The following is an 18,602-nucleotide window of genomic DNA, read 5'->3' on the forward strand; positions in this document are numbered from 1 at the left end:
CCATGCGTGCCGGGCCCCGGGCCGTTCCGTACGACGCGGGCGCCTCCGGAGCCGTCAGGAGGCCCTCTGCGCGGCCAACTCGCGAGCCGCCTCGGCCAGGTCCTTCGCCGTGTCGATCGCCCGCCAGTACGCGCCCTGCGGCAGCGGGAAGCCCGCCAGTCGCCGCTCCCGCGCCAGCCGCGGGAACGTGGTGCGCTCGTGGTCGCCCAAATCCGGCAGCAGGGCGGTGAATTCGGGCGAGAAGACGTACACGCCGGCATTGATCAGGTACGGCGACGGAGGCGCCTCGATGAAGTCCAAGACCTGACCGAACTCGTTGGTCTCCACCGCACCCCACGGAATCCGGGGCCGCGCCAGCGCCAGCGTCGCCGTCGCGGCCCGCTCGGCATGGAACGCGGCCATCTCCCGCAGCGAGAACCGGGTCCAGATGTCCCCGTTCGTCGCGTACCACGGCCGGTCCGGGTGCGGCAGGTGCCGCGCGGCGTACTTCAGCCCGCCGCCGCGCCCGAGCGGCTCCTCCTCCACCACCGTCGTCACCCGCAGCGGGAGGTCGGCCCCGGCCAGCCATTCCTGGAGCACCTCGGCGAGGTGCCCGCAGGAGACCACCGCATCGGTGACCCCTTCCGCGGCCAACCAGTTCAACTGGTGCCCGATGATCGGCACCCCGGTCCCCGGGATCTCCACCATCGGCTTGGGCCGGTCGTCCGTGTACGGCCGCAGCCGCGAGCCCTGACCGCCCGCCAGGACCACCGCCTGGGTGGGCGCCTGGGTGGGGGCGGCCGGGACCGCGGCCGCGGAATCGTGTGTGTGGGGTACGGGGCGTGCGTCGGTCATGGGCGCCAGCGTAGAGCCCGCCTCCGCCGCCGGCCCGCCGCTCGGGACGCGGGCGGCGGCGCGCCCCGGGCGTCTGCCGGGGTTCTGCCGGGAGCCGGGCGGCGCCTCGACCCGGAGGTCAGCCCATGGAGGCGACGCCGGACGCGTACGCCGTGTCGCAGACGGGACGGGCGAAGGACTGGGCCTTCGTCGGCCCGTACGCCTCGACGGCGGCCCGCCCCAGCGCCCGCGCGATGCCCACGCAGTGGTCGGCGAGCGAAGGCCGCCGGTCCACCTCCTGCTGGAGGTGCGTCAGGACGTCACCCGGCGTCTCGCCCTGCTGGAGCTCCGAAATGAGCTTGTCGCGCAGCACGTCCTGCGGGGCGCGCGGCTTCGCGGGGACGGAGACGTCCTCGGCGGAGGCGGTCAGGATCCGGGACGACGAGTTGTCCGCCCACGGGACCATCGTGACCGCGAGGGTCCCGGACAGGACCAGGACGACGGGCAGGACCAGGGCGAGGGATCGGCCGATACGGCGGGCAGTGTGGGTCACGAGGGCGAGAGTAGCGCTCGGTGAAGATTGGGCGACAGTTAGTCACCCGGTCGGGGGATGGTTCGACGTGGTTTTTCGAATAGCCGGTTGACGGGTGCGGCGCTGGCGCGGGGGAGTGCCCCTGCACGCCGGAGGGGCACTCCCGACCACGGGAGTGCCCCTCGGCCGGTGTCAGTCGGAGAGGCGCTCGCCGGAGGACGTCGAGAAGACGTGCATCTCGCCGGCGCGCGGCACCACGTGCAGGCTGGAGCCCTTCTCGGGCACCTGGCGGCCGCCGACGCGGACGACGATGTCCTGGCCGCCGTCGGCCTGGGAGGTGCGGCCGTAGACGTACCCGTCGGCGCCGAGCTCCTCGACGACGTTGACCGTGATGGTCAGGCCGCCCTCGGTGCCGATGTCGAAGTGCTCGGGGCGGACGCCGACGGTGACGGTGCGGTCGCCCGCGTCCGCGGCGGCGGCGATCGCCTCGCGCGAGACGGGGACGACGCTGTCGCCGAACTTCACGCCGCCGCCGTCGGCGATCGGGACCTCCACCAGGTTCATGGCGGGCGAGCCGATGAAGCCGGCGACGAACAGGTTCGCCGGACGGTCGTACATGTTGCGCGGGGTGTCGACCTGCTGGAGGAGGCCGTCCTTCAGGACCGCCACCCGGTCGCCCATCGTCATGGCCTCGACCTGGTCGTGGGTGACGTAGACGGTGGTGATGCCGAGGTCGCGCTGGAGCGCCGCGATCTGCGTACGGGTGGAGACGCGCAGCTTGGCGTCGAGGTTCGACAGCGGCTCGTCCATCAGGAAGACCTGCGGCTTGCGCACGATGGCGCGGCCCATGGCGACGCGCTGCCGCTGGCCGCCGGAAAGGGCCTTGGGCTTGCGGTCCAGGTACTGGGTGAGGTCGAGCATCTTCGCCGCGTCCTCGACCTTGCGGCGGATGGTCGCCTTGTCCTCGCCGGCGATCTTCAGGGCGAAGCCCATGTTGTCGGCGACGCTCATGTGCGGGTAGAGCGCGTAGTTCTGGAACACCATCGCGATGTCCCGGTCCTTCGGCGGCAGGTGCGTGACGTCGCGGTCGCCGATGCGGATGGCGCCGCCGTTGACGTCTTCCAGACCGGCGAGCATGCGCAGCGAGGTGGACTTGCCGCAGCCGGAGGGTCCGACGAGGACGAGGAACTCGCCGTCCTCGATCTGGAGGTCGAGGGCGTCGACGGCGGGCTTGTCGGCGCCGGGGTAAAGGCGCGTAGCCGCGTCGAAGGTGACAGAAGCCATGGTGATGCATCCCTTCTACCGGCAGGAACGTGCCGGACGATCCGAGTGGAAGGAAGTGGTGGTCCGGTCCACCGCAGTGGACCCCCGCCGACGCTACCGGGCGGGGGGCGTTCTGTCAGTACCCGGCAGGGGGTGACGTACGACGCGCCCCCGGGCGGCCGGGTGCGCTTCCCGGTCGGGCGGTGTTACCGGTGCGGGCCGGAAATGGGCTTCGCGAGCGGGGCCGTCGGCTGTGTAAAGTGAAGGCGATTCTGTGCGTGCAGCGTCACAGGCCTCCTTAGCTCAGCTGGCCAGAGCACCGCTCTTGTAAAGCGTAGGTCGTCGGTTCGAATCCGACAGGGGGCTCCGTTCCAGGTCAGGGGTATTTCTGGCCAAGGAATTCGTATGGAAGCGGAGGGCCTCGGATTTTTTCCGGGGCCTTTTCCGCGTGCGGTGGGTTCAGTGGCGGCCCGAGATGCGGTCGGCCAGGCGGGCCAGGGGGGCCGTGGTCGGGGTGTGGGTGGCGGCCTCGTGGCGGTCGGCCTCGCGGTAGGCGGCGTACAGGGCCTGGACGCCGAGCCAGCGGAACGGCTCCGGCTCCCAGCGGCGTACGCGGTGGTTCACCCAGGGCAGGCCGGTCAGCTCGGTGGTGTCCTCCAGGACCAGGTCGCGCAGGGTTCGGCCGGCGAGGTTGGAGGTGGCGACACCGGAGCCCACGTACCCGCCCGCCCAGCCGAGGCCCGTGGCGCGGTCGAGGGTGACGGTGGCGCACCAGTCGCGCGGGACGCCGAGGACCCCCGACCATGCGTGGGTGATCTCGACCCCGGCGAGGACCGGGAAGAAGGCCGTCAGCAGTCGGCCGAGGGCCGCGACGGTCCCGGGCTGGGTGGTGCCGTCCGTGTCCGTGCGCGAGCCGAAGCGGTACGGGACCCCGCGGCCGCCGATCGCGATGCGCTGGTCGGCGGTGCGCTGGGCGTACATGTAGGCGTGGGCCATGTCGCCGAGGGCCTCCGCGCCGCTCCAGCCGATGCGGTCCCAGGTCGCGTCGGGCAGCGGGGCGGTGACGATCATCGAGGAGTTCATCGGGAGCCAGTCGCGCTTCTGTCCCTTGAGGCCCGCCGTGAAGCCCTCGGTGCAGCGCAGGACGAAGGGGGCGCGGACCGTGCCGTACGGGGTGACGGCGCGGCGGGGGGCGATCTCGGTGACGGGGGTGGACTCGTGGATCACCACGCCGAGGCGCTCGCAGGCGGCGGCGAGTCCCTTGACCAGCTTGAGGGGGTGGATGCGGGCGCCGTGCGGGGTCCAGGTGGAGCCGACGGCGTCGGCGACGTCGACGCGGGCGCGGGTGGCGGTGGCGTCGTGGAGCTCGCGGTCGGTCTCGCCGAAGGCGAGTTCGGCCTCGTGGAAGGCCTTGAGGCGGCCGAGCTGGGCGGGGGTGCGGGCGACTTCGAGGACGCCGCCGCGGTGGACGTCGGCGTCGATGCCCTCCTTCGCGGCGACGTCGATGACCTCGGTGACGGTGGCGTTCATGGCCTGCTGGAGGCGTTGGGCGGCGGGGCGGCCGTGCATGCGGGCGTAGCGGTCGCGGCCGGCGATCCCGTTGTAGAGCCAGCCGCCGTTGCGGCCGGAGGCCCCGTAGCCGCAGGACTTCTGTTCCAGGACGGTGACGCGGAGGTCGGGCGCGGAGGTCTTGAGGTAGTAGGCGGTCCACAGGCCGGTGTAGCCGCCGCCGACGATGACGACGTCGGCCGTGGCGTCGCCGGTGAGGGGGGCGCGGGGCGCGGCGCCGCCGGCGGTGTCGGTCGCGTACCAGAAGGAAATGCCGCCGTTGATCGTCATGGGGGAGTTGGTACACGGGGTCCGCAGGGGTGTCCAGGGGGCCGGGTGTCGTGTTCCGGGGCTCAGGACCAGGCCTTTCGTCCGATGCGGGGGCGGGCTCCCCCGTGCGGGGGAGGTGGGGGAGGGGCGGTGCGGTCTACGGTCGGGGCATGGTGGAGATTCCGGAGGGACTGGTCGAGGCGCAACTGCTGTTCAACGGGGAGGCGGGCCGGGAGTTCCTCGCGGGGCTTCCGGCGCGGACCGAGCGGTTCCTCCAGGAGTGGGGACTGCGGCCGGCCGGTCCGGCGATGCACGGGATGACGGCGCTGGTGGTGCCGGTGGAGCGGGCGGACGGGACGGCGGCGGTGCTCAAGCTGCTGCTGCCGGACGAGGAGAGCGCGGGGGAGCCGCTCGCGTTGCGCGCGTGGGACGGGCAGGGCTGCGTACGGCTGCTGGAGCACGATCCGGGGACCGGGAGCCTGTTGCTGGAGCGGCTCGACGAGCGGCGGCCGCTGTCGGGGCCGGCGGAGCGGGATCCCCGGCGGGCGGTGCGGGTGGTCGGGGATCTGCTGGCGCGGCTGACGGCGGTGCGGGCGCCGGCCGGGATACGGGGGCTGGGGCCGGTGGCCGCCGGGATGCTGGAGCGGGTGCCGACGGCGCTGGCGGCGATCCCCGACGTGCGGGCGCGGGGGCTGGTGGCGGACTGCGCCTCGGCGCTGGCGGAGGTGGCCGGGCAGCCGGGCGACCGGTTGCTGCACTGGGACCTGCACTACGACAACGTGCTGGCGGGCGGTCGGGAGCGGTGGCTGGCGATCGATCCGAAGCCGCTGGCGGGCGATCCGGGGTTCGAGCTGCTGCCGGCGATCCGGAACAACTTCCGTGCGGATCAGGTGCGGTGGCGGTTCGACCTGCTGACGGAGGCGCTCGGGCTGGAGGGGGAGCGCGGGCGGGCGAGGGCGTGGACGCTGGGGCGGGTCCTGCAGAACTGCCTGTGGGACGTGGAGGATGCGCGGGGCGGCGTTCCGGAGTTGGACGAGGAGCAACTGCTCGTGGTGGAGGTGTTGTTGGGGCGGGCTTAGGCTGCGGGCATGATCCGTAGCGCTGTTGTCGGGGACGTCCCGGTCATCCATGCCATGATCCGCGAGCTCGCGGAGTACGAGCGCGTGCCGCACGAGGCGCGGGCCACCGAGGAGCAACTGCGGGAGGCGCTGTTCGGGGAGCGGCCGGCGGCGTTCGCACACATCGCGCAGTCACCGGAGGGCGAGCCGGTGGGGTTCGCGATCTGGTTCCTGAACTTCTCGACGTGGCGCGGCGTGCACGGCGTCTACCTGGAGGACCTGTACGTGCGCCCCGGCGCCCGCGGCGGCGGGTACGGGAAGGCGCTGCTGGCCGGCCTGGCACGGATCTGCGTGGAGCGCGGGTACGGGCGGCTGGAGTGGTCGGTGCTGAAGTGGAACGAGCCGACGATCGCGTTCTACGAGGCGCTGGGGGCGCGGCCGCAGGACGAGTGGACGGTGTACCGGCTGGCGGACGACGCGCTGCGGAGGCTGGGCACGGCCTGACGGCGGCGCCTGACGGGCACCTGGTGCGGCGTCGCTCAGGGTTCGAGGACGACCTTGCCGGTGGTGCCGCGGGTCTCCAGGGCACGGTGTGCGGCGGCGGCCTCGGCGAGGGGGTAGCGCTGGAGGGCGGGCCGGAGGCGGCCCGCGGCGGCTTCGGCGAGGGCGCGGGTCTCCAAGGTCCGGATCGGGTCGTCGCCGCCGGCGCGCCGGAGCATGGCGGGGCCGAGGACCTGGTGCGTGGTGATGCCGCGGGCGTCGAGGTCGGCCCGGTCGTCGTCGGTGAGGGGGACGGGTCCGCCGGACCAGCCGAAGACGAGGTGGAGGGCGCCGGGGGCGAGGAGGCGCAGGGCGGCGTGGGCGGCGGTCCCGCCGACGGAGTCGAAGAGGACGGTGGCGCCGGGGCGGCCCAGGGCGTCGAGGTGGGCGCGTACGGAGGCGGGCCAGTCGGGATCGGTGTAGTCGACGGCCAGGTCGGCTCCGTTGGCGGCGGCCAGCGCGGTTTTGGCGGGGCCGCCGGCGAGGGCGATGACGGTGGCGCCGGCGTTCTTGGCGTACTGGACGAGCAGGGTGCCGATGCCGCCGGCGGCGGCGGGGACGAGCGCGACGGAGTCCGGGCCGAGGTCGGCGAACTGCAGGATGCCCAAGGTGGTCCGGCCGGTGCCGATCATGGCGACGGCCTCGGCCGCGTCGAGGTGGGGCGGGACCGGGTGCAGGCGGTCGGCGTCGGCGACGGCGTACTCGGCGTATCCGCCGGGCGCGAAGCCGAGGTGGACGACGACGCGGCGGCCGAGCCAGGCGGTGTCGGTGCCGGGGCCGAGGGCCTCGACGGTGCCGGCGACTTCCCGGCCCGGGATGGTGGGGAGCTCGGGCAGGGCGGGGGCGGGACCCCGATGGCCCTCGCGGAGCGCGGTGTCGAGGAGGTGGACCCCGGCGGCGGCCACGGCGATGCGGACCTGGCCCGGGCCGGGGGCGGGGGTGTCGGTCCGTTCGGGGGTCAGGTTGTCGGCGGGGCCGAAGGCGTGCAGGCGGACGGCGCGCATGGTGGGTGCGGCGGGGGCGGGGCGGTGTGTGGTGTCCATGCGGGCCAGGCTGGTCCCTCAACCCCGCTTGAGGTCAAGGGTGCTGTCGGTCCCGGCGGGCAGGATGGGGAGCATGGCGCGGAACGGGCAGCAGGGGTCGGGCAGGACGCGGGCGGTGAAGGCGGCGCGGCGGCCGCAGGTGGGGCTGCCGCCGGAGCTGATCGCGTGGCGGGGCGGTGGGCTGGAGCCCGACGGGGACTACGACGGGCTTGAGTTCGCGGACCTCGACCTGGCGGGGCAGGAGGGCGTCGGGGCGCGGTTCCTGGACTGTGCGCTGCGGCGCTGTGTGCTGGACGGGGCGGGGCTGGCGAAGGCGCGGATCCTGGACTCGCTGCTGGAGGGGGTCCGGGGGGTCGGGACGGACCTGGCCGGGGCCTCGCTCCGGGACGTGGAGCTGGTCGATGCCCGACTGGGCGGGACGGCGCTGCACGGGGCGGTGCTGGAGCGGGTCGAGTTCCGCGGCGGCAAGGTCGATTGCCTGAACCTGCGGCAGGCGCGGCTGCGGGACGTGGTCTTCGAGGAATGCGTGCTGGTGGAGCCGGACTTCGGCGGGGCGGTGCTGGAGCGGGTGGAGTTCCGCGGGTGCGTGCTGCGGGGTGCGGACGTCACGGGGGCGCGGATGACGGACGTGGACCTGCGGGCCGCGGCCGAGCTGGACTTCGCCCGCGGTGTGGAGGCCCTGGCCGGCGCGGCGGTCACCCCGGCCCAGCTCCTTTCCCTGGCCCCGGCGCTGGCGGCACACCTGGGCCTGCGCGTACTCCCCTGACCCTGCGGCGCGGCGCGCGGGATCCGCGGCTACGCCGGGACGCGGGGGAAGCGGGCCTGCAGGGTCCAGATGGCCGGGTTGTGGCCGAGGTCTTCGTGCATGTCGATGAGGTCGGCGATCAGGTCGTGCAGGAAGTCGCGGGCCTCGCGGCGCAGCAGCTTGTGGCTGAAGCTCAGCGGGGCCTCCTCCGCGGGCATCCAGTCGGCCTCGATGTCGACCCAGCCGAAGCGGCGCTCGAAGAGCATGCGGTCGGTGGACTCGGTGAAGTCGAGCTCTGCGTACTGCCGGTCGGCGGAGCGGCTGCCGCGCGGGTCCCGGTCGAGCTCTTCGACGATGTCGCACAGCGCCCAGGCGAAGTCCAGGACGGGCACCCATCCCCAGGCCGTGGACACTTCCCGGTCCGACTCGGTGTCGGCGAGGTAGACGTCCCCGCAGAAGAGGTCGTGGCGCAGGGAGTGGACGTCCGCGGTCCGGTAGTCGGTCTGCGGCGGGTCGGGGAAGCGCCGGGAAAGGGAGTAGCCGATGTCGAGCACCCCCCGATGGTCCCACGCCCGGCCCGTTCCACCGGCCCCGGCCCGTTCCACCGGCCCCGGCCCGGCCGCCCGGCCCGGAGCGGCCCCGCCCCGGTCTCACGGGAGGAGGCGCTGCTCCTTGGCCACCGCGACGGCGCCCGCGCGGGTGTCGACGCCGAGTTTGTCGTAGATGCGGCCCAGGTGGGTCTTGACCGTGGCTTCACTGATGAACAGGGCGCGGGCGATCTCGCGGTTGCCGAGGCCGCGGGCGAGCTGGCCGAGGATGTCCAGCTCGCGGTCGGTCAGGGTGGGCCGGGAGCCCCGCATGCGGGCCATCACGCGGCTGGCGACCGGCGGCGACAGGGTGGTGCGGCCGGCTGCGGCGGCGTGGATCGCGGCGAAGAGCTCCTCCGGCCGCTCCGCTTTGAGGAGGTATCCGGTGGCGCCCGCTCCGATGGCGCGGGTGATGTCGGCGTCGGTGTCGTATGTGGTCAGGACGAGGACGTGGGGCGGGTGCGCGGAGGCGGAGGTGATCCGGCGGGTGGCTTCGACGCCGTCGATGCCCTCGCCGAGCTGCAGGTCCATCAGGACGACGTCGGGCCGGAGCCGGGCGGCCAGGGCGACGGCTTCCTCCCCGCTGCCGGCCTCGCCGAGCACCTCGATGTCGGGGGCGCTGCCGAGCAGGGCCAGCAGGCCGGCGCGGACCACCGCGTGGTCGTCGCAGAGCAGGAGCGTCGTCGTGGCGGTGGTCATGGCTGCTGCTCCAGGGGGATGGCCGCGGACAGGACGGTGCCCTCGCCCTCGGCGGATTCGATCGTGAGCGTGCCGCCGAGCTGGCCGACGCGGGCGCGCATCGCGGGGAGCCCGTGCCCGCGCTCTCCGCCGCCGGTGCGGGGCGGTCGGGTCCCGTCGAAGCCCTCGCCGTCGTCGGCGACGTCGAGGACGACCTGGTCGCCGAGGAAGCTGAGGGTCAGGGCCGCGGTCCGGGCGCGCGCGTGTTCCCGTACGTTCGCCAGGGCACCTTGCGCGACGCGCAGCAGAGCGGACTGGACGCGGTCGGGCAGCGGTACGGGGGTGCCCTCCAGGTGGAAGCGGACCTCGATGTCCGGTCCGGCGTCGAGGGCGCGCAGGGCGTCCGCGAGGCCGGCGCCGCCGGCGAGCTCGGGCGGGGCGAGGTCGTGGACCAGGCGGCGGGCCTCGGCGAGGCCGCGGGCGGCGATGCCGGTGGCGGTGCGGACGTGGGCGCGGGCGGTTGCGGGGCTGTCGTCCCAGACCCGGTCGGCGGCCTGGAGGAGCATCTGCTGGCTGGACAGGTGCTGGGCGAGGGTGTCGTGGATCTCCATGGACAGCCGCTGTCGTTCGGCGAGGGTGCCTTCGCGGCGTTCGGTGGCGGCCAGCTCCCGTCGGGTGCGGATGAGGTCGTCGATCAGTTCCCGCTGCGCCTGGGCCTGGCGTTCCATGTGGACGAAGACGGCCGTGGACAGTGCGGCGATGGCCGGTGGGGCGAGCAGCAGGTTCGGGTCGAACTCGCGGGACAGTTTGAGCTGGGCGGCGACGACGAACACGGTCAACAGGGCCACCAGGACGATGGCGGCACGCGGCGGCAGGGTCCGCAGGGCCGTGTAGAAGAGGGGGACGGCGCACCAGGCGAAGCTGGGGGCGAGGACGACGAGCACCACCCACACGCCGACGACCAGCCCGAGCCAGGCGAGCCGGCGCACGGTGGGCGCGGCTCCGAGGGCGGGGCCGAGGACGTACAGCAGGGCGAGCGCGGTGCCGAGGGCGATGATCCACGGGGTGTCGGGGGAGCCGGGGTGGCGGAGCAGGTAGCGAACCACCGAGGCGGCTAGGAGCAGGAAGAACGCGGTGTGCATGACCGCCGCCAGCATCCGGGTGTCCGTGTCCCCCTTGCGCGAGGGCGCTCGGCTCAGGTGGGTCACGGCGGGCTCCCGGTGCGGATCGGCTGTTCGGCTCCATCGTGCCCGGTCGCGGGGGATGGCGCTGACCAGCCAAGCCGCATCCGCGGCCGGTGCGCATCAACCGATCGGACGACCCCGGGGTCAACCGGTGCGGCAGCCGCCGCGAGCCGGTACGGGGACGGGTGGGCGGGTGTTCCGGCCGCAGGCTGGAAGCACGACGCCGGGCCGGTGGAAACGGGCCGGCGAGCGGTCCGGTGGACGGCCACCGGCGCCCAGCCCGACGCCCAAGGAGCAGCAGCATGAAGACCCGCACCCGCGTTCTCACCGGTACCGCCCTCGCCGTCGCTCTCGGCGCCGGCGCCTTCGGCGCGGTCAGCGCGAACGCCGCGCAGGCCGAGGTGCAGGCGGCGCCGGCCGCCGCGGCGGCGAAGAAGGAGGTGGGCGAGAAGAACTTCACCACCTCGACCCACCTGACGATCGACGCCGCCACCCGCGCCGCCCAGGGGGCGCTGGAGGCCGCCCGCGCGGAGAACCAGAAGGTGACGGTCGCGGTCGTGGACCGCAACGGCAACACCATCGTCACCCTGCGCGGCGACGGCGCGGGCCCGCAGTCGTACGAGTCGGCGCAGCGCAAGGCCTTCACCGCGGTCTCCTGGAACGCGCCGACCTCGGTGCTCGTGGGCCGCCTCGCCCAGGCCCCGAACCTGAAGGACATCCCGGGCACCCTGTTCCTCGGCGGCGGCGTCCCGGTGCAGGCCGGCGGCGCGCCGGTGGCGGGCATCGGCGTGGCCGGCGCCCCGAGCGGCGACCTGGACGAGAAGTTCGCCAAGGCCGGCGTCGAGGCCCTGGAGAAGTAGTAGAACGGGGCGGGCCGGGCCGCATCACAGGTCGTATCGGACCGTAGTGCGACAAGATGCCCCATAGGATCGGCTGCGTGGAAACCCGCGCCGTCCCCCGCCCCGCTGACCTCCCCCGCCGCGCCAGGCTCCCCCGCTCCTCCCGCGTCACACGCCTCGCCGTCCCTGCCGTCGCCGCCCTGCTCGCCCTCACCACGGCGTGCACGGGCAGCACGGTGCAGGGGCGGCCGGGCGCGTCGGGCCTGCGCGACCCGTACTTCCCGAAGGCGGGCAACGGCGGCTACCAGGTCGACCACTACCGGCTGGACCTGGCGTACGACCCCGCGGACGGGGTGCTGCGCGGCAAGGCCGTCATCACGGCCCGGGCCGAGCAGGGACTCAGCTCGTTCAACCTCGACTTCAGCGGCCTGAAGGTCGACGGCGTCACGGTGCAGGGCGCCGGGGCCCGCTTCAACCGCACCGGCAACGAGCTGACGGTGCGTCCGGCCGAGGACCTGACGACCGGGGAGGTCTTCCGCACGGAGGTCGAGTACAGCGGCAAGCCCCGGACCCTCTCCGACCCGGACGGCTCCGAGGAGGGCTGGATCCCCGTCGAGGACGGGGCCGTCGCGGTCGGTGAGCCGGTCGGGTCGATGACCTGGTTCCCCGGCAACCACCACCCCAGCGACAAGGCCGCGTACGACATCAACCTCACCGTCCCGCAGGGGTACGAGGCGGTGTCCAACGGGCTGCTGCGCTCGCGCACCGACACCGCGGACGGGCGGACCGCGTTCGCCTGGCACAGCGCGGAGCCGGTCGCGAGCTACCTCGTCACGGCGGCGGTCGGGAAGTTCAAGGTGGTGACCGGGCGGACCCCGTCCGGGGTGCCGATGTACACGGCCGTGGCCCCCGGCGAGCCGGAGGGCGGCGGGCCCGCGCTGGCGCGGCTGCCGGGGATGCTGGAGTGGGGGGCGGCGCGGTTCGGCCCGTACCCGTTCGCGACGGCGGGTGCGATCGTCGCGCCCTCCGAGACCCTCGGGTACGCGCTGGAGACGCAGACCCGACCGGTCTTCTCCGGTGCCCCGGTCGACGAGGAGCTGGTGCTGCACGAGCTGGCGCACCAGTGGTTCGGGAATTCGGTGTCACCGAAGTCCTGGAAGGACATGTGGCTCAACGAGGGCTTCGCGACGTACGCGGAGTGGCTGTGGGCCGAGGAGCACGGCGGGCCGACCGCCGAGCGCCGCTTCGGGGCGTTCCTGGCCGGTGACGCCTCCGTCGACGAGGGCGCCGGCTCCGACTGGGACGCGTTCCCGCCGGCCGCGCCGCCCGGCCCGGACGAGATTTCTGCGGGCCCGGTCTACTACCGGGGCGCGATGGTGCTGCACCGGATCCGGCAGGAGGCCGGCGACGCGAAGTTCTTCGCACTGCTGCGCGGCTGGGCCGCCGACCACCGGCACGGCAACGCGAGTACGGCCGACTTCACCGCGTACGCGGAGCAGAAGACGGGCCTGGACCTGACGAAGGTCTGGGACACCTGGCTGTACGGCAAGGACAGCCCGCGCTGACCCGCGCTGACCGGCGCCGACCGGCGCTGAGCCGCACCGGCCATTTGCCGGCCCCGGTGCGCGCCCGCCGACCTCGCGACGGCGCCGCCTCCGCCCGAGGGCCTCAGCGGGCCGGCGGATCGCGGAGCTCCTTGCGGAGCACCGTGCAGTCCCGGCCCAGCTCCCGGTCCTCGGCGTGCCGCAGGAAGGCGTAGCCGCGGGCCTTCCAGAAGGCGAGGGCGCCCGCGTTGCCGTCCAGTACGGCGATCCGCACGGCCTCGCGGCCCGCGGCGCGGAAGCGGTCCTCGACGTGGTCCGCGAGGGCGCTGCCGTACCCGGAGCGGTGCGCTGCGGCGTCGACGAGCAGCAGGCCGATCCACGGGTCGGGGTCGCCGGAGGCGGGGTCGGGGTGGTGGGCGAGGACGGCGGCCAGGCCGACGAGCCGGCCGGCGGAGCGGGCGAGGAGCACCTCGGCGCCGTCGTGGGCGAGCTCGTCGGCGAGTGCCCGGGCGACCTGCTCGACCGTGATCCGGTGGGGGTCGGGGAAGTCGCCGCTGATCTCGAAGAAGGCGTGGTTCGTCGCGTAGAGGGCGGTGATCTCGGTGAGGACGGGTCCCGGCAGGGCGCCGCCCGCCGGCCCGAGCGGTTCGATGATCATCCCCCGCACGCTAGCGAAGGACGCCGCGGTGCGGGCACCGGTTTTCCACGCGCCCGGCGGCGCGGCGGCCCGGGGTGAAGCCCCCTCCCCGGACGGGAGGGGGCTTCGGTAGGTGGATCAGACGTTGACGCCGAAGTCCTGGGCGATGCCGGCGAGGCCCGAGGCGTAGCCCTGGCCGACCGCGCGGAACTTCCACTCGGCGCCGTTGCGGTAGAGCTCGCCGAAGACCATGGCGGTCTCGGTGGCCGCGTCCTCGGAGAGGTCGTAGCGGGCGATCTCGGCGCCGCCGGCCTGGTTCACCACGCGGATGTAGGCGTTGCGGACCTGGCCGAAGTTCTGCTGGCGGGTGTCGGCGTCGTAGATCGAAACCGGGAAGACGATCTTGTCGACGTCCGCCGGGAGGGCGGCCAGGTTGACCTTGATGGCCTCGTCGTCGCCCGAGCCCTCGCCGGTGCGGTTGTCACCGGTGTGCACGATGCTCTGGTCCGGGGTGGACTTGTTGTTGAAGAAGACGAAGTGGCCGTCCGAAACGACCTTGCCCATCGCGTTCACCGCGATGGCGGAGGCGTCCAGGTCGAAGTCGACACCGGTCGTCGTCCTGACGTCCCAGCCGAGTCCGACCGTGACGGCGCTGAGGCCGGGGGCCTCCTTCGTGAGCGAGACGTTGCCGCCCTTGGACAGGCTTACTGCCATTGTGACTGGTGTCCCTTCCTCGTCGCTGACCGCGAGACGTGCGGTCAAGGTACCGCTGACCTTCATAACGCGGAGAGGGGCCCCGCAGGTTCCAGCCTGCCGATTTCCGCCCGGATTTCCCCCGGGGGATTACGCCGGGGCTTTCTCCCGGCGGCTTTCCGTAGCGGCTGGAGGGGCGGCCGCGTTCCGGTCAGTCCGTAAATGCGCGTGACGGGGGCGTGAGCCGGGCGGGATCATGGGGCCATGCCTGGTCCCTATGTCATCCGCGGCTCCGTCGTGCTCCCCGAGGCGGAGCTCTCGTGGCGGTTCTCGCGCTCCTCCGGTCCGGGCGGCCAGCACGTGAACACCTCGGACTCCCGGGTGGAGCTGCTGTTCGACCTCGCGGCGACGAAGGCGCTGCCCGAGGTGTGGAAGGAGCGGGCGCTGGAGCGCCTGGCCCCGCGCCTGGTGGGCGGGGTGCTGGCGGTACGGGCCTCCGAGCACCGCTCGCAGCTGCGCAACCGGGAGATGGCACTGGTCAGGATGGCGTCCTTGCTGGCGGAGGCGACGGCCCCGCCGCCCAAGCCCCGGCGTGCGACGAAGATCCCGCGGGGGATCAACGAGCGGCGGCTGCGGGAGAAGAAGGCGCGCGGCGAGACCAAGCGCGGACGCTCGGGCCGCGACTGGTAGCGGACGGGTGGCGGCCGGCGGGCGGATCCGCCGGGAGCGGCCGCCGGGCGGCTCGGCAGCAGCCGTCGGACGGGATCACCGGACGGATCGGCACGGCCGCCGTAGCGGGCGGCCCGCCCGCTACGGCGCCAGCCTGCGGTAGCGACCCCGGAAGTACGCGAGCGGTGCGGCGTCGGGCGCCGGCAGCGACGAGGTGAGCACGCGGCCGATGACCAGGGTGTGGTCGCCCGCCGGGACGCGTTCCTCGGTGCGGCATTCCAGCGTGGCCAGCGCCCCCGCGGGCAGTGGGGCCCCGGAGACCTCGCCGCGTACGTGCGGCAGGTCGGCGAAGAGGAGCCGGTCGCTGATGCGGCCCTTCATCGAGAAGCGGCTCGCGATCTGCACCTGGTGGTCGGCCAGCAGCGAGACCGCCCACAGCGGCTGCTCCGCCAGGAGGTCGTCCATCCGCGATCCCTCGCGGAGGCTGACGAGCACCAGCGGCGGGTCGAGGGACACCGACAGGAAGGCGGTGGCCGTCATCCCGACGTCCTCGCCGCGCGGGCCGTCCGCGGTCAGCGGGGGCTCGTGCGCGGTGACCAGGCAGACGCCCGCCGCCAGTCGGGACAGGGCGGCGCGGAACTCGTCGTGGCTCACTCCTTCAGGATGGGGGCTCACGGTGGTCGGTACGGGTACGGGGGTCGTCTTCGGCACGCCTGGAACGCTAGTCTCGCCCTCCGCCCGCGCACATCGGGCCCGCGGCCGAGTCGTGTCCCGGACCCTTGGCCTAGGCCCCACGCGTATCGTGTGCCGCCGGAAGGGCGGGGGAGCGCCCCGGGGTGCAGAAGCCGTCAGCTGACGCCTTAATTCATCTGATGTGACTTAAGTCACAGAGGGCAAGATTTGTTGACCCTGTGTACCTGCCGCACAGCTCACTGTGATTCAGTGGACGGGACACCGCAACGAACCGCCGATGACAAAACTGGAGTTGCTGTCGAGGTCTCGGGGAGAGCGAGCAATGGAGACCGAGTCAGAGCCGTACGTCCGTCTTGCGACCCTGCGGCAGCTGCACCGGGTGGTGGCCGACCTCAACACGGCCAGGAGCCTGGCCGACACCCTGCAGACCGTGGTGGACGGCATCGTCACCGGCCTCGGCTACGAGCTCGCCTGCGTCAACCTCGTACGCCCTGACGGAGATCTCGTCGTCGCCGCCTTCGCCGGCGACCCCGCCGCGGAAGCCCTGATCACCGGCCGCGTCGGCTCCCGCGCCTCCTGGGAGCGCCGCCTGACCATGGGCGAGAACTGGGACGGCCTGCGCTTCATCCCGCACACCGAGGGCTGGGTCCTGCTGGAGGACGACGTGCCCCAGTGGCACACCGACGGCCCCGATCCGCGCTTCGAGGACGAGTGGCACCCCGAGGACCGGCTCTACGCCCCCATGTACGCGTCCGGCGGGGAACTCCTCGGCGTCATCTCCGTGGACCGGCCGCGCAACGGGCGCCGCCCCGGCGCCTGGGGGCGCGAGGCGCTCCAGATGTACGCCTTCCAGGCGGCGATAGCGATCAGCAACGCCCGGCTCCGCGCGAACATGCAGCGCGCCCTGGTCCGCCTCGAACGCGAGCAGCAGGCCCTGCGCGCCAGCGAGGAGTCCTTCCGTCAGGCCTTCGAGTACGCGCCCAGCGGCATGGCCATCGCCGAGATGGGCGGGGACCAGCACGGCCGGCTGCTGCGCACCAACGACGCCCTGTGCCGACTGTTGGGCCGCCCCGCCTCCGTCCTGCGCCGGTACTCCTTCTCCGACCTGGTCCACCCCGAGGACATCGGGACCCTGCTGCGCACCTCCGCCGAAGGCGGTCGCGCCGAACTGCGGCTCGGGCGGCGCGACGGCACCTACGTATGGGTCTCGCTGCGCAACTCGGTGGTCGCGGACGCCGCCGACGGTCCCCGGTTCCTGCTCACGCACGTCGAGGACATCGAGGAGCGCAAGCGGCACGAGCTCCAGCTCGCCCACCGGGCCAGCCACGACTCCCTCACCGGCCTGCCCAACAGCGCCGAGCTGCGTGCCCGGCTCTCGGCCCGGCTGTGCCGCATGCCGCAGCAGACGATGCGCTCCGCCGCCGTGGAGGCGCTCGACGCCGCGTACGAGGGACGCAGCGTCGACGGCACGGTCGCCCCGGGCGGCCCCGCGGGCAACGGGGACCCCGGCGACCCCGGCTTCCGTTACGACGGCTTCCCCGAGCCCTTCGACCTCTCCGGCGGGGTTGACCCGTACGACCACCACGTGCACGCGGTGGCCCCCGCCTCCGACGTGGACGACGGGACGAAGGGGCTCGCGGTGCTCTTCTGCGACCTCGACGGTTTCAAGTCGATCAACGACCGGTTCGGGCACCACACCGGCGACGCGGTGCTGATCGAGGTGGCCCGCCGGCTGACGACGGGCGTCCGTGACGGTGACACCGTCGCCCGGCTGGGTGGTGACGAGTTCGTCGTCCTCGCCGACGGGCTGGGCGCCGCCGACGCCGCCGACCTCGCCGTCCGGCTGCGCAACGCGATCATCCCGCCGATCCGGGTGGACGGCCGCGCGGTGCGTGTCGGCGCCAGTTTCGGCATCGGCTGGGCCAGCTGCGGGATGTCGGCGGACGAGGTGCTGCGCTCCGCCGACCAGCGGATGTACATCGAGAAACGGTCTCGTTCCAAAGCGCATCGCAGGGCCGGCTGAGGCCGTCGGCCGCCCGGGGGCGCACCTGTTCGGGGTAGGCTCCCCAGGATTGAAAGGAGTGACCTGCGATGACGACGCCCGCGAACAACGGCCCGAACAGCGGGGCGAACAAGCCCGAGGACGACGATCCGTTCGGCTACCTCTACGCGGACGGTCAGGCTGCGGGAGCCCGGCCCGGAGCGCAGAGCGGTGTCCCCCGCACCTCGTACAACCAGGTGCGCACGGTCGGCGAGCGGACGTACGGCGGCCAGCGCGGCCAGGTTCCGCCCCAGCAGCAGCCCGGCTACCAGGCCCAGTACCAGGCCCCGGAGGCGCTGCAGGCGGGCGGCTACGGCGTGCCGCAGCAGCAGCCACCGACGGCGTCGATGCAGGCGCAGGCCGGCGGTTCCGGCGGCCGCTCCGGCCGCGGCGCGCGCGGCGGCGGCAGCAGCAGCTCCAGCCGGCGCGGCCTGCTCATCGCGGCGGTCGCCGTGGTCGGTGCCGTCGCGATCGGCATCGGTGCGGCCCTGGCCTTCGGCGACGACGGGGACAAGGACACCGCCGACAAGGGCCAGACGCAGACCCAGCAGCAGCCGCAGCCGCAGAACTCCGGCGCCTCGGAGGCCCCGAGCCCGTCGGCGTCCCCCGACGTGCCGCTGCCGAAGGGCGACGCCGCGGGCGCGGGCATGGCCCTGACCGGCGGCGCACTCCTGCAGAACGCGGTGCCCGGCGGGAAGGGTGCCGGCGGCCAGTACGTCGGCAACTTCAACCAGACCGGTGCGGCGCTGACCTGGACCGCGGACCTGCCGAACGGCGGCGACTACACGCTCTTCGTGAACTACGCGGTGCCCGGCAAGGACGCGAAGGTGACCCTCACCGTCAACGGCCAGAGCCCGACGCAGTCCCTGAACCTGGCGAACTTCGCCAAGGCCGAAGCCGGCGCCTGGGACAAGGGGTGGACGCGCACCTACGCGTTCATCAACCTGAAGAAGGGCACCAACACGATGAAGATCTCGTGTGAGGCCGGCAACCAGTGCGAGGCGATCTTCGACCAGCTCTCGCTGGGCCAGGGCTGGGTCAAGCGCTGACCCTGCCGTGAGACGACCGGCCCTGCCGCACGCGCGGCAGGGCCGGACCTGGTTGGGGGGGGGGGGGCGCGGCGGGGGGGGGGGGGCCACCACACCCGCCCCCCCCCCCACAACGGCCAACCCGAAGTGGCCCGCACCGGGGGGCCGGTGGTGGTAGTGGGGGGGGTGTTGCGATC

General features: G+C 73.7%; 19 protein-coding genes and 1 tRNA gene. 9 read left to right on the top strand and 11 right to left on the bottom strand.

Annotated features, from left to right (window positions below):
* Window positions 1–54: 54 nt before the first annotated feature.
* The 3 genes from ACFV7Q_RS33620 to ACFV7Q_RS33630 all read right to left on the bottom strand — a co-directional run bounded on the left by ACFV7Q_RS33620 (window position 55) and on the right by ACFV7Q_RS33630 (window position 2,629).
* On the bottom strand, window positions 55–834 hold the full coding sequence (locus ACFV7Q_RS33620) for an NDP-sugar synthase (protein WP_385434455.1): 780 nt from the start codon (window positions 832–834) through the stop codon (window positions 55–57).
* A 118-nt stretch (window positions 835–952) separates the two neighbouring features.
* Window positions 953–1,366 (bottom strand): hypothetical protein, encoded by a 414-nt coding sequence (locus ACFV7Q_RS33625; protein WP_385434457.1) that lies wholly within the window; start codon window positions 1,364–1,366, stop codon window positions 953–955.
* Between the two features lie 171 nt (window positions 1,367–1,537).
* Window positions 1,538–2,629, bottom strand: a complete 1,092-nt coding sequence (locus ACFV7Q_RS33630) for an ABC transporter ATP-binding protein (RefSeq protein WP_385434459.1) — start codon at window positions 2,627–2,629, stop codon at window positions 1,538–1,540.
* 271 nt (window positions 2,630–2,900) lie between these two features.
* Between ACFV7Q_RS33630 and ACFV7Q_RS33635 the strand changes: the two genes are divergently transcribed.
* Window positions 2,901–2,974: transfer RNA gene (locus tag ACFV7Q_RS33635), tRNA-Thr, on the top strand.
* 93 nt (window positions 2,975–3,067) lie between these two features.
* Here ACFV7Q_RS33635 and ACFV7Q_RS33640 read toward each other — a convergent pair.
* The gene (locus tag ACFV7Q_RS33640) at window positions 3,068–4,447 is read right to left on the bottom strand and encodes an NAD(P)/FAD-dependent oxidoreductase (RefSeq protein ID WP_385434461.1); all 1,380 of its coding nucleotides are present in this window, start codon (window positions 4,445–4,447) and stop codon (window positions 3,068–3,070) included.
* A gap of 149 nt (window positions 4,448–4,596) precedes the next feature.
* Here ACFV7Q_RS33640 and ACFV7Q_RS33645 point away from each other — a divergent pair, with 149 nt between their 5' ends.
* The gene (locus ACFV7Q_RS33645) at window positions 4,597–5,505 is read left to right on the top strand and encodes an aminoglycoside phosphotransferase family protein (protein ID WP_385434463.1); all 909 of its coding nucleotides are present in this window, start codon (window positions 4,597–4,599) and stop codon (window positions 5,503–5,505) included.
* Window positions 5,506–5,514: 9 nt separating this feature from the next.
* Window positions 5,515–5,988 (top strand): GNAT family N-acetyltransferase, encoded by a 474-nt coding sequence (locus ACFV7Q_RS33650; protein ID WP_385434465.1) that lies wholly within the window; start codon window positions 5,515–5,517, stop codon window positions 5,986–5,988.
* A gap of 35 nt (window positions 5,989–6,023) precedes the next feature.
* On the opposite strand, the gene ACFV7Q_RS33655 is transcribed toward ACFV7Q_RS33650, so the two are convergent.
* Entirely contained in the window at window positions 6,024–7,028 is a 1,005-nt protein-coding gene (locus tag ACFV7Q_RS33655; protein ID WP_385434487.1) for a zinc-binding dehydrogenase, read from the bottom strand.
* 112 nt (window positions 7,029–7,140) lie between these two features.
* On the opposite strand from ACFV7Q_RS33655, the gene ACFV7Q_RS33660 reads away from it, so the two are divergent.
* Window positions 7,141–7,833, top strand: a complete 693-nt coding sequence (locus ACFV7Q_RS33660; RefSeq protein ID WP_385434467.1) for a pentapeptide repeat-containing protein — start codon at window positions 7,141–7,143, stop codon at window positions 7,831–7,833.
* Window positions 7,834–7,862: 29 nt separating this feature from the next.
* Here ACFV7Q_RS33660 and ACFV7Q_RS33665 read toward each other — a convergent pair whose 3' ends face one another.
* From ACFV7Q_RS33665 to ACFV7Q_RS33675, 3 genes are all read right to left on the bottom strand, one after another.
* Window positions 7,863–8,366 (bottom strand): hypothetical protein, encoded by a 504-nt coding sequence (locus ACFV7Q_RS33665; protein WP_385434469.1) that lies wholly within the window; start codon window positions 8,364–8,366, stop codon window positions 7,863–7,865.
* Between the two features lie 96 nt (window positions 8,367–8,462).
* Window positions 8,463–9,098 (bottom strand): response regulator, encoded by a 636-nt coding sequence (locus tag ACFV7Q_RS33670; protein ID WP_385434471.1) that lies wholly within the window; start codon window positions 9,096–9,098, stop codon window positions 8,463–8,465.
* Window positions 9,095–10,234, bottom strand: coding sequence for a sensor histidine kinase (locus tag ACFV7Q_RS33675; protein ID WP_385434489.1), 1,140 nt, complete (start codon window positions 10,232–10,234; stop codon window positions 9,095–9,097). Before ACFV7Q_RS33675 ends, ACFV7Q_RS33670 begins: the two co-directional genes overlap by 4 nt.
* A gap of 329 nt (window positions 10,235–10,563) precedes the next feature.
* On the opposite strand from ACFV7Q_RS33675, the gene ACFV7Q_RS33680 reads away from it, so the two are divergent.
* Both ACFV7Q_RS33680 and ACFV7Q_RS33685 read left to right on the top strand, forming a co-directional pair.
* A complete protein-coding gene (locus tag ACFV7Q_RS33680) occupies window positions 10,564–11,121 on the top strand; it encodes a heme-binding protein (protein ID WP_385434473.1) in 558 nt (185 codons plus the stop codon).
* Window positions 11,122–11,300: 179 nt separating this feature from the next.
* Window positions 11,301–12,665 carry a M1 family metallopeptidase gene (locus tag ACFV7Q_RS33685; protein ID WP_385434491.1) on the top strand — a complete coding sequence of 455 codons (1,365 nt, stop codon included), beginning with the start codon at window positions 11,301–11,303 and terminating at the stop codon, window positions 12,663–12,665.
* A gap of 103 nt (window positions 12,666–12,768) precedes the next feature.
* On the opposite strand, the gene ACFV7Q_RS33690 is transcribed toward ACFV7Q_RS33685, so the two are convergent.
* A complete protein-coding gene (locus ACFV7Q_RS33690) occupies window positions 12,769–13,302 on the bottom strand; it encodes a GNAT family N-acetyltransferase (protein WP_385434475.1) in 534 nt (177 codons plus the stop codon).
* A 117-nt stretch (window positions 13,303–13,419) separates the two neighbouring features.
* Entirely contained in the window at window positions 13,420–13,995 is a 576-nt protein-coding gene (locus ACFV7Q_RS33695) for a TerD family protein (protein ID WP_385434477.1), read from the bottom strand.
* Window positions 13,996–14,238: 243 nt separating this feature from the next.
* On the opposite strand from ACFV7Q_RS33695, the gene arfB reads away from it, so the two are divergent.
* A complete protein-coding gene (gene arfB / locus ACFV7Q_RS33700) occupies window positions 14,239–14,664 on the top strand; it encodes an alternative ribosome rescue aminoacyl-tRNA hydrolase ArfB (RefSeq protein ID WP_385434479.1) in 426 nt (141 codons plus the stop codon).
* A 120-nt stretch (window positions 14,665–14,784) separates the two neighbouring features.
* Here arfB and ACFV7Q_RS33705 read toward each other — a convergent pair whose 3' ends face one another.
* The gene (locus ACFV7Q_RS33705) at window positions 14,785–15,354 is read right to left on the bottom strand and encodes a flavin reductase family protein (RefSeq protein WP_385434481.1); all 570 of its coding nucleotides are present in this window, start codon (window positions 15,352–15,354) and stop codon (window positions 14,785–14,787) included.
* A gap of 304 nt (window positions 15,355–15,658) precedes the next feature.
* Between ACFV7Q_RS33705 and cdgB the strand changes: the two genes are divergently transcribed.
* On the top strand, window positions 15,659–17,359 hold the full coding sequence (cdgB, locus tag ACFV7Q_RS33710) for a diguanylate cyclase CdgB (protein WP_385434483.1): 1,701 nt from the start codon (window positions 15,659–15,661) through the stop codon (window positions 17,357–17,359).
* Between the two features lie 68 nt (window positions 17,360–17,427).
* A complete protein-coding gene (locus ACFV7Q_RS33715; protein WP_385434485.1) occupies window positions 17,428–18,426 on the top strand; it encodes a CBM35 domain-containing protein in 999 nt (332 codons plus the stop codon).
* Window positions 18,427–18,602: the final 176 nt, after the last annotated feature.

Source organism: Streptomyces sp. NPDC059851 (assembly GCF_042732005.1).
Classification (GTDB): Bacteria; Actinomycetota; Actinomycetes; order Streptomycetales; family Streptomycetaceae; genus Streptomyces.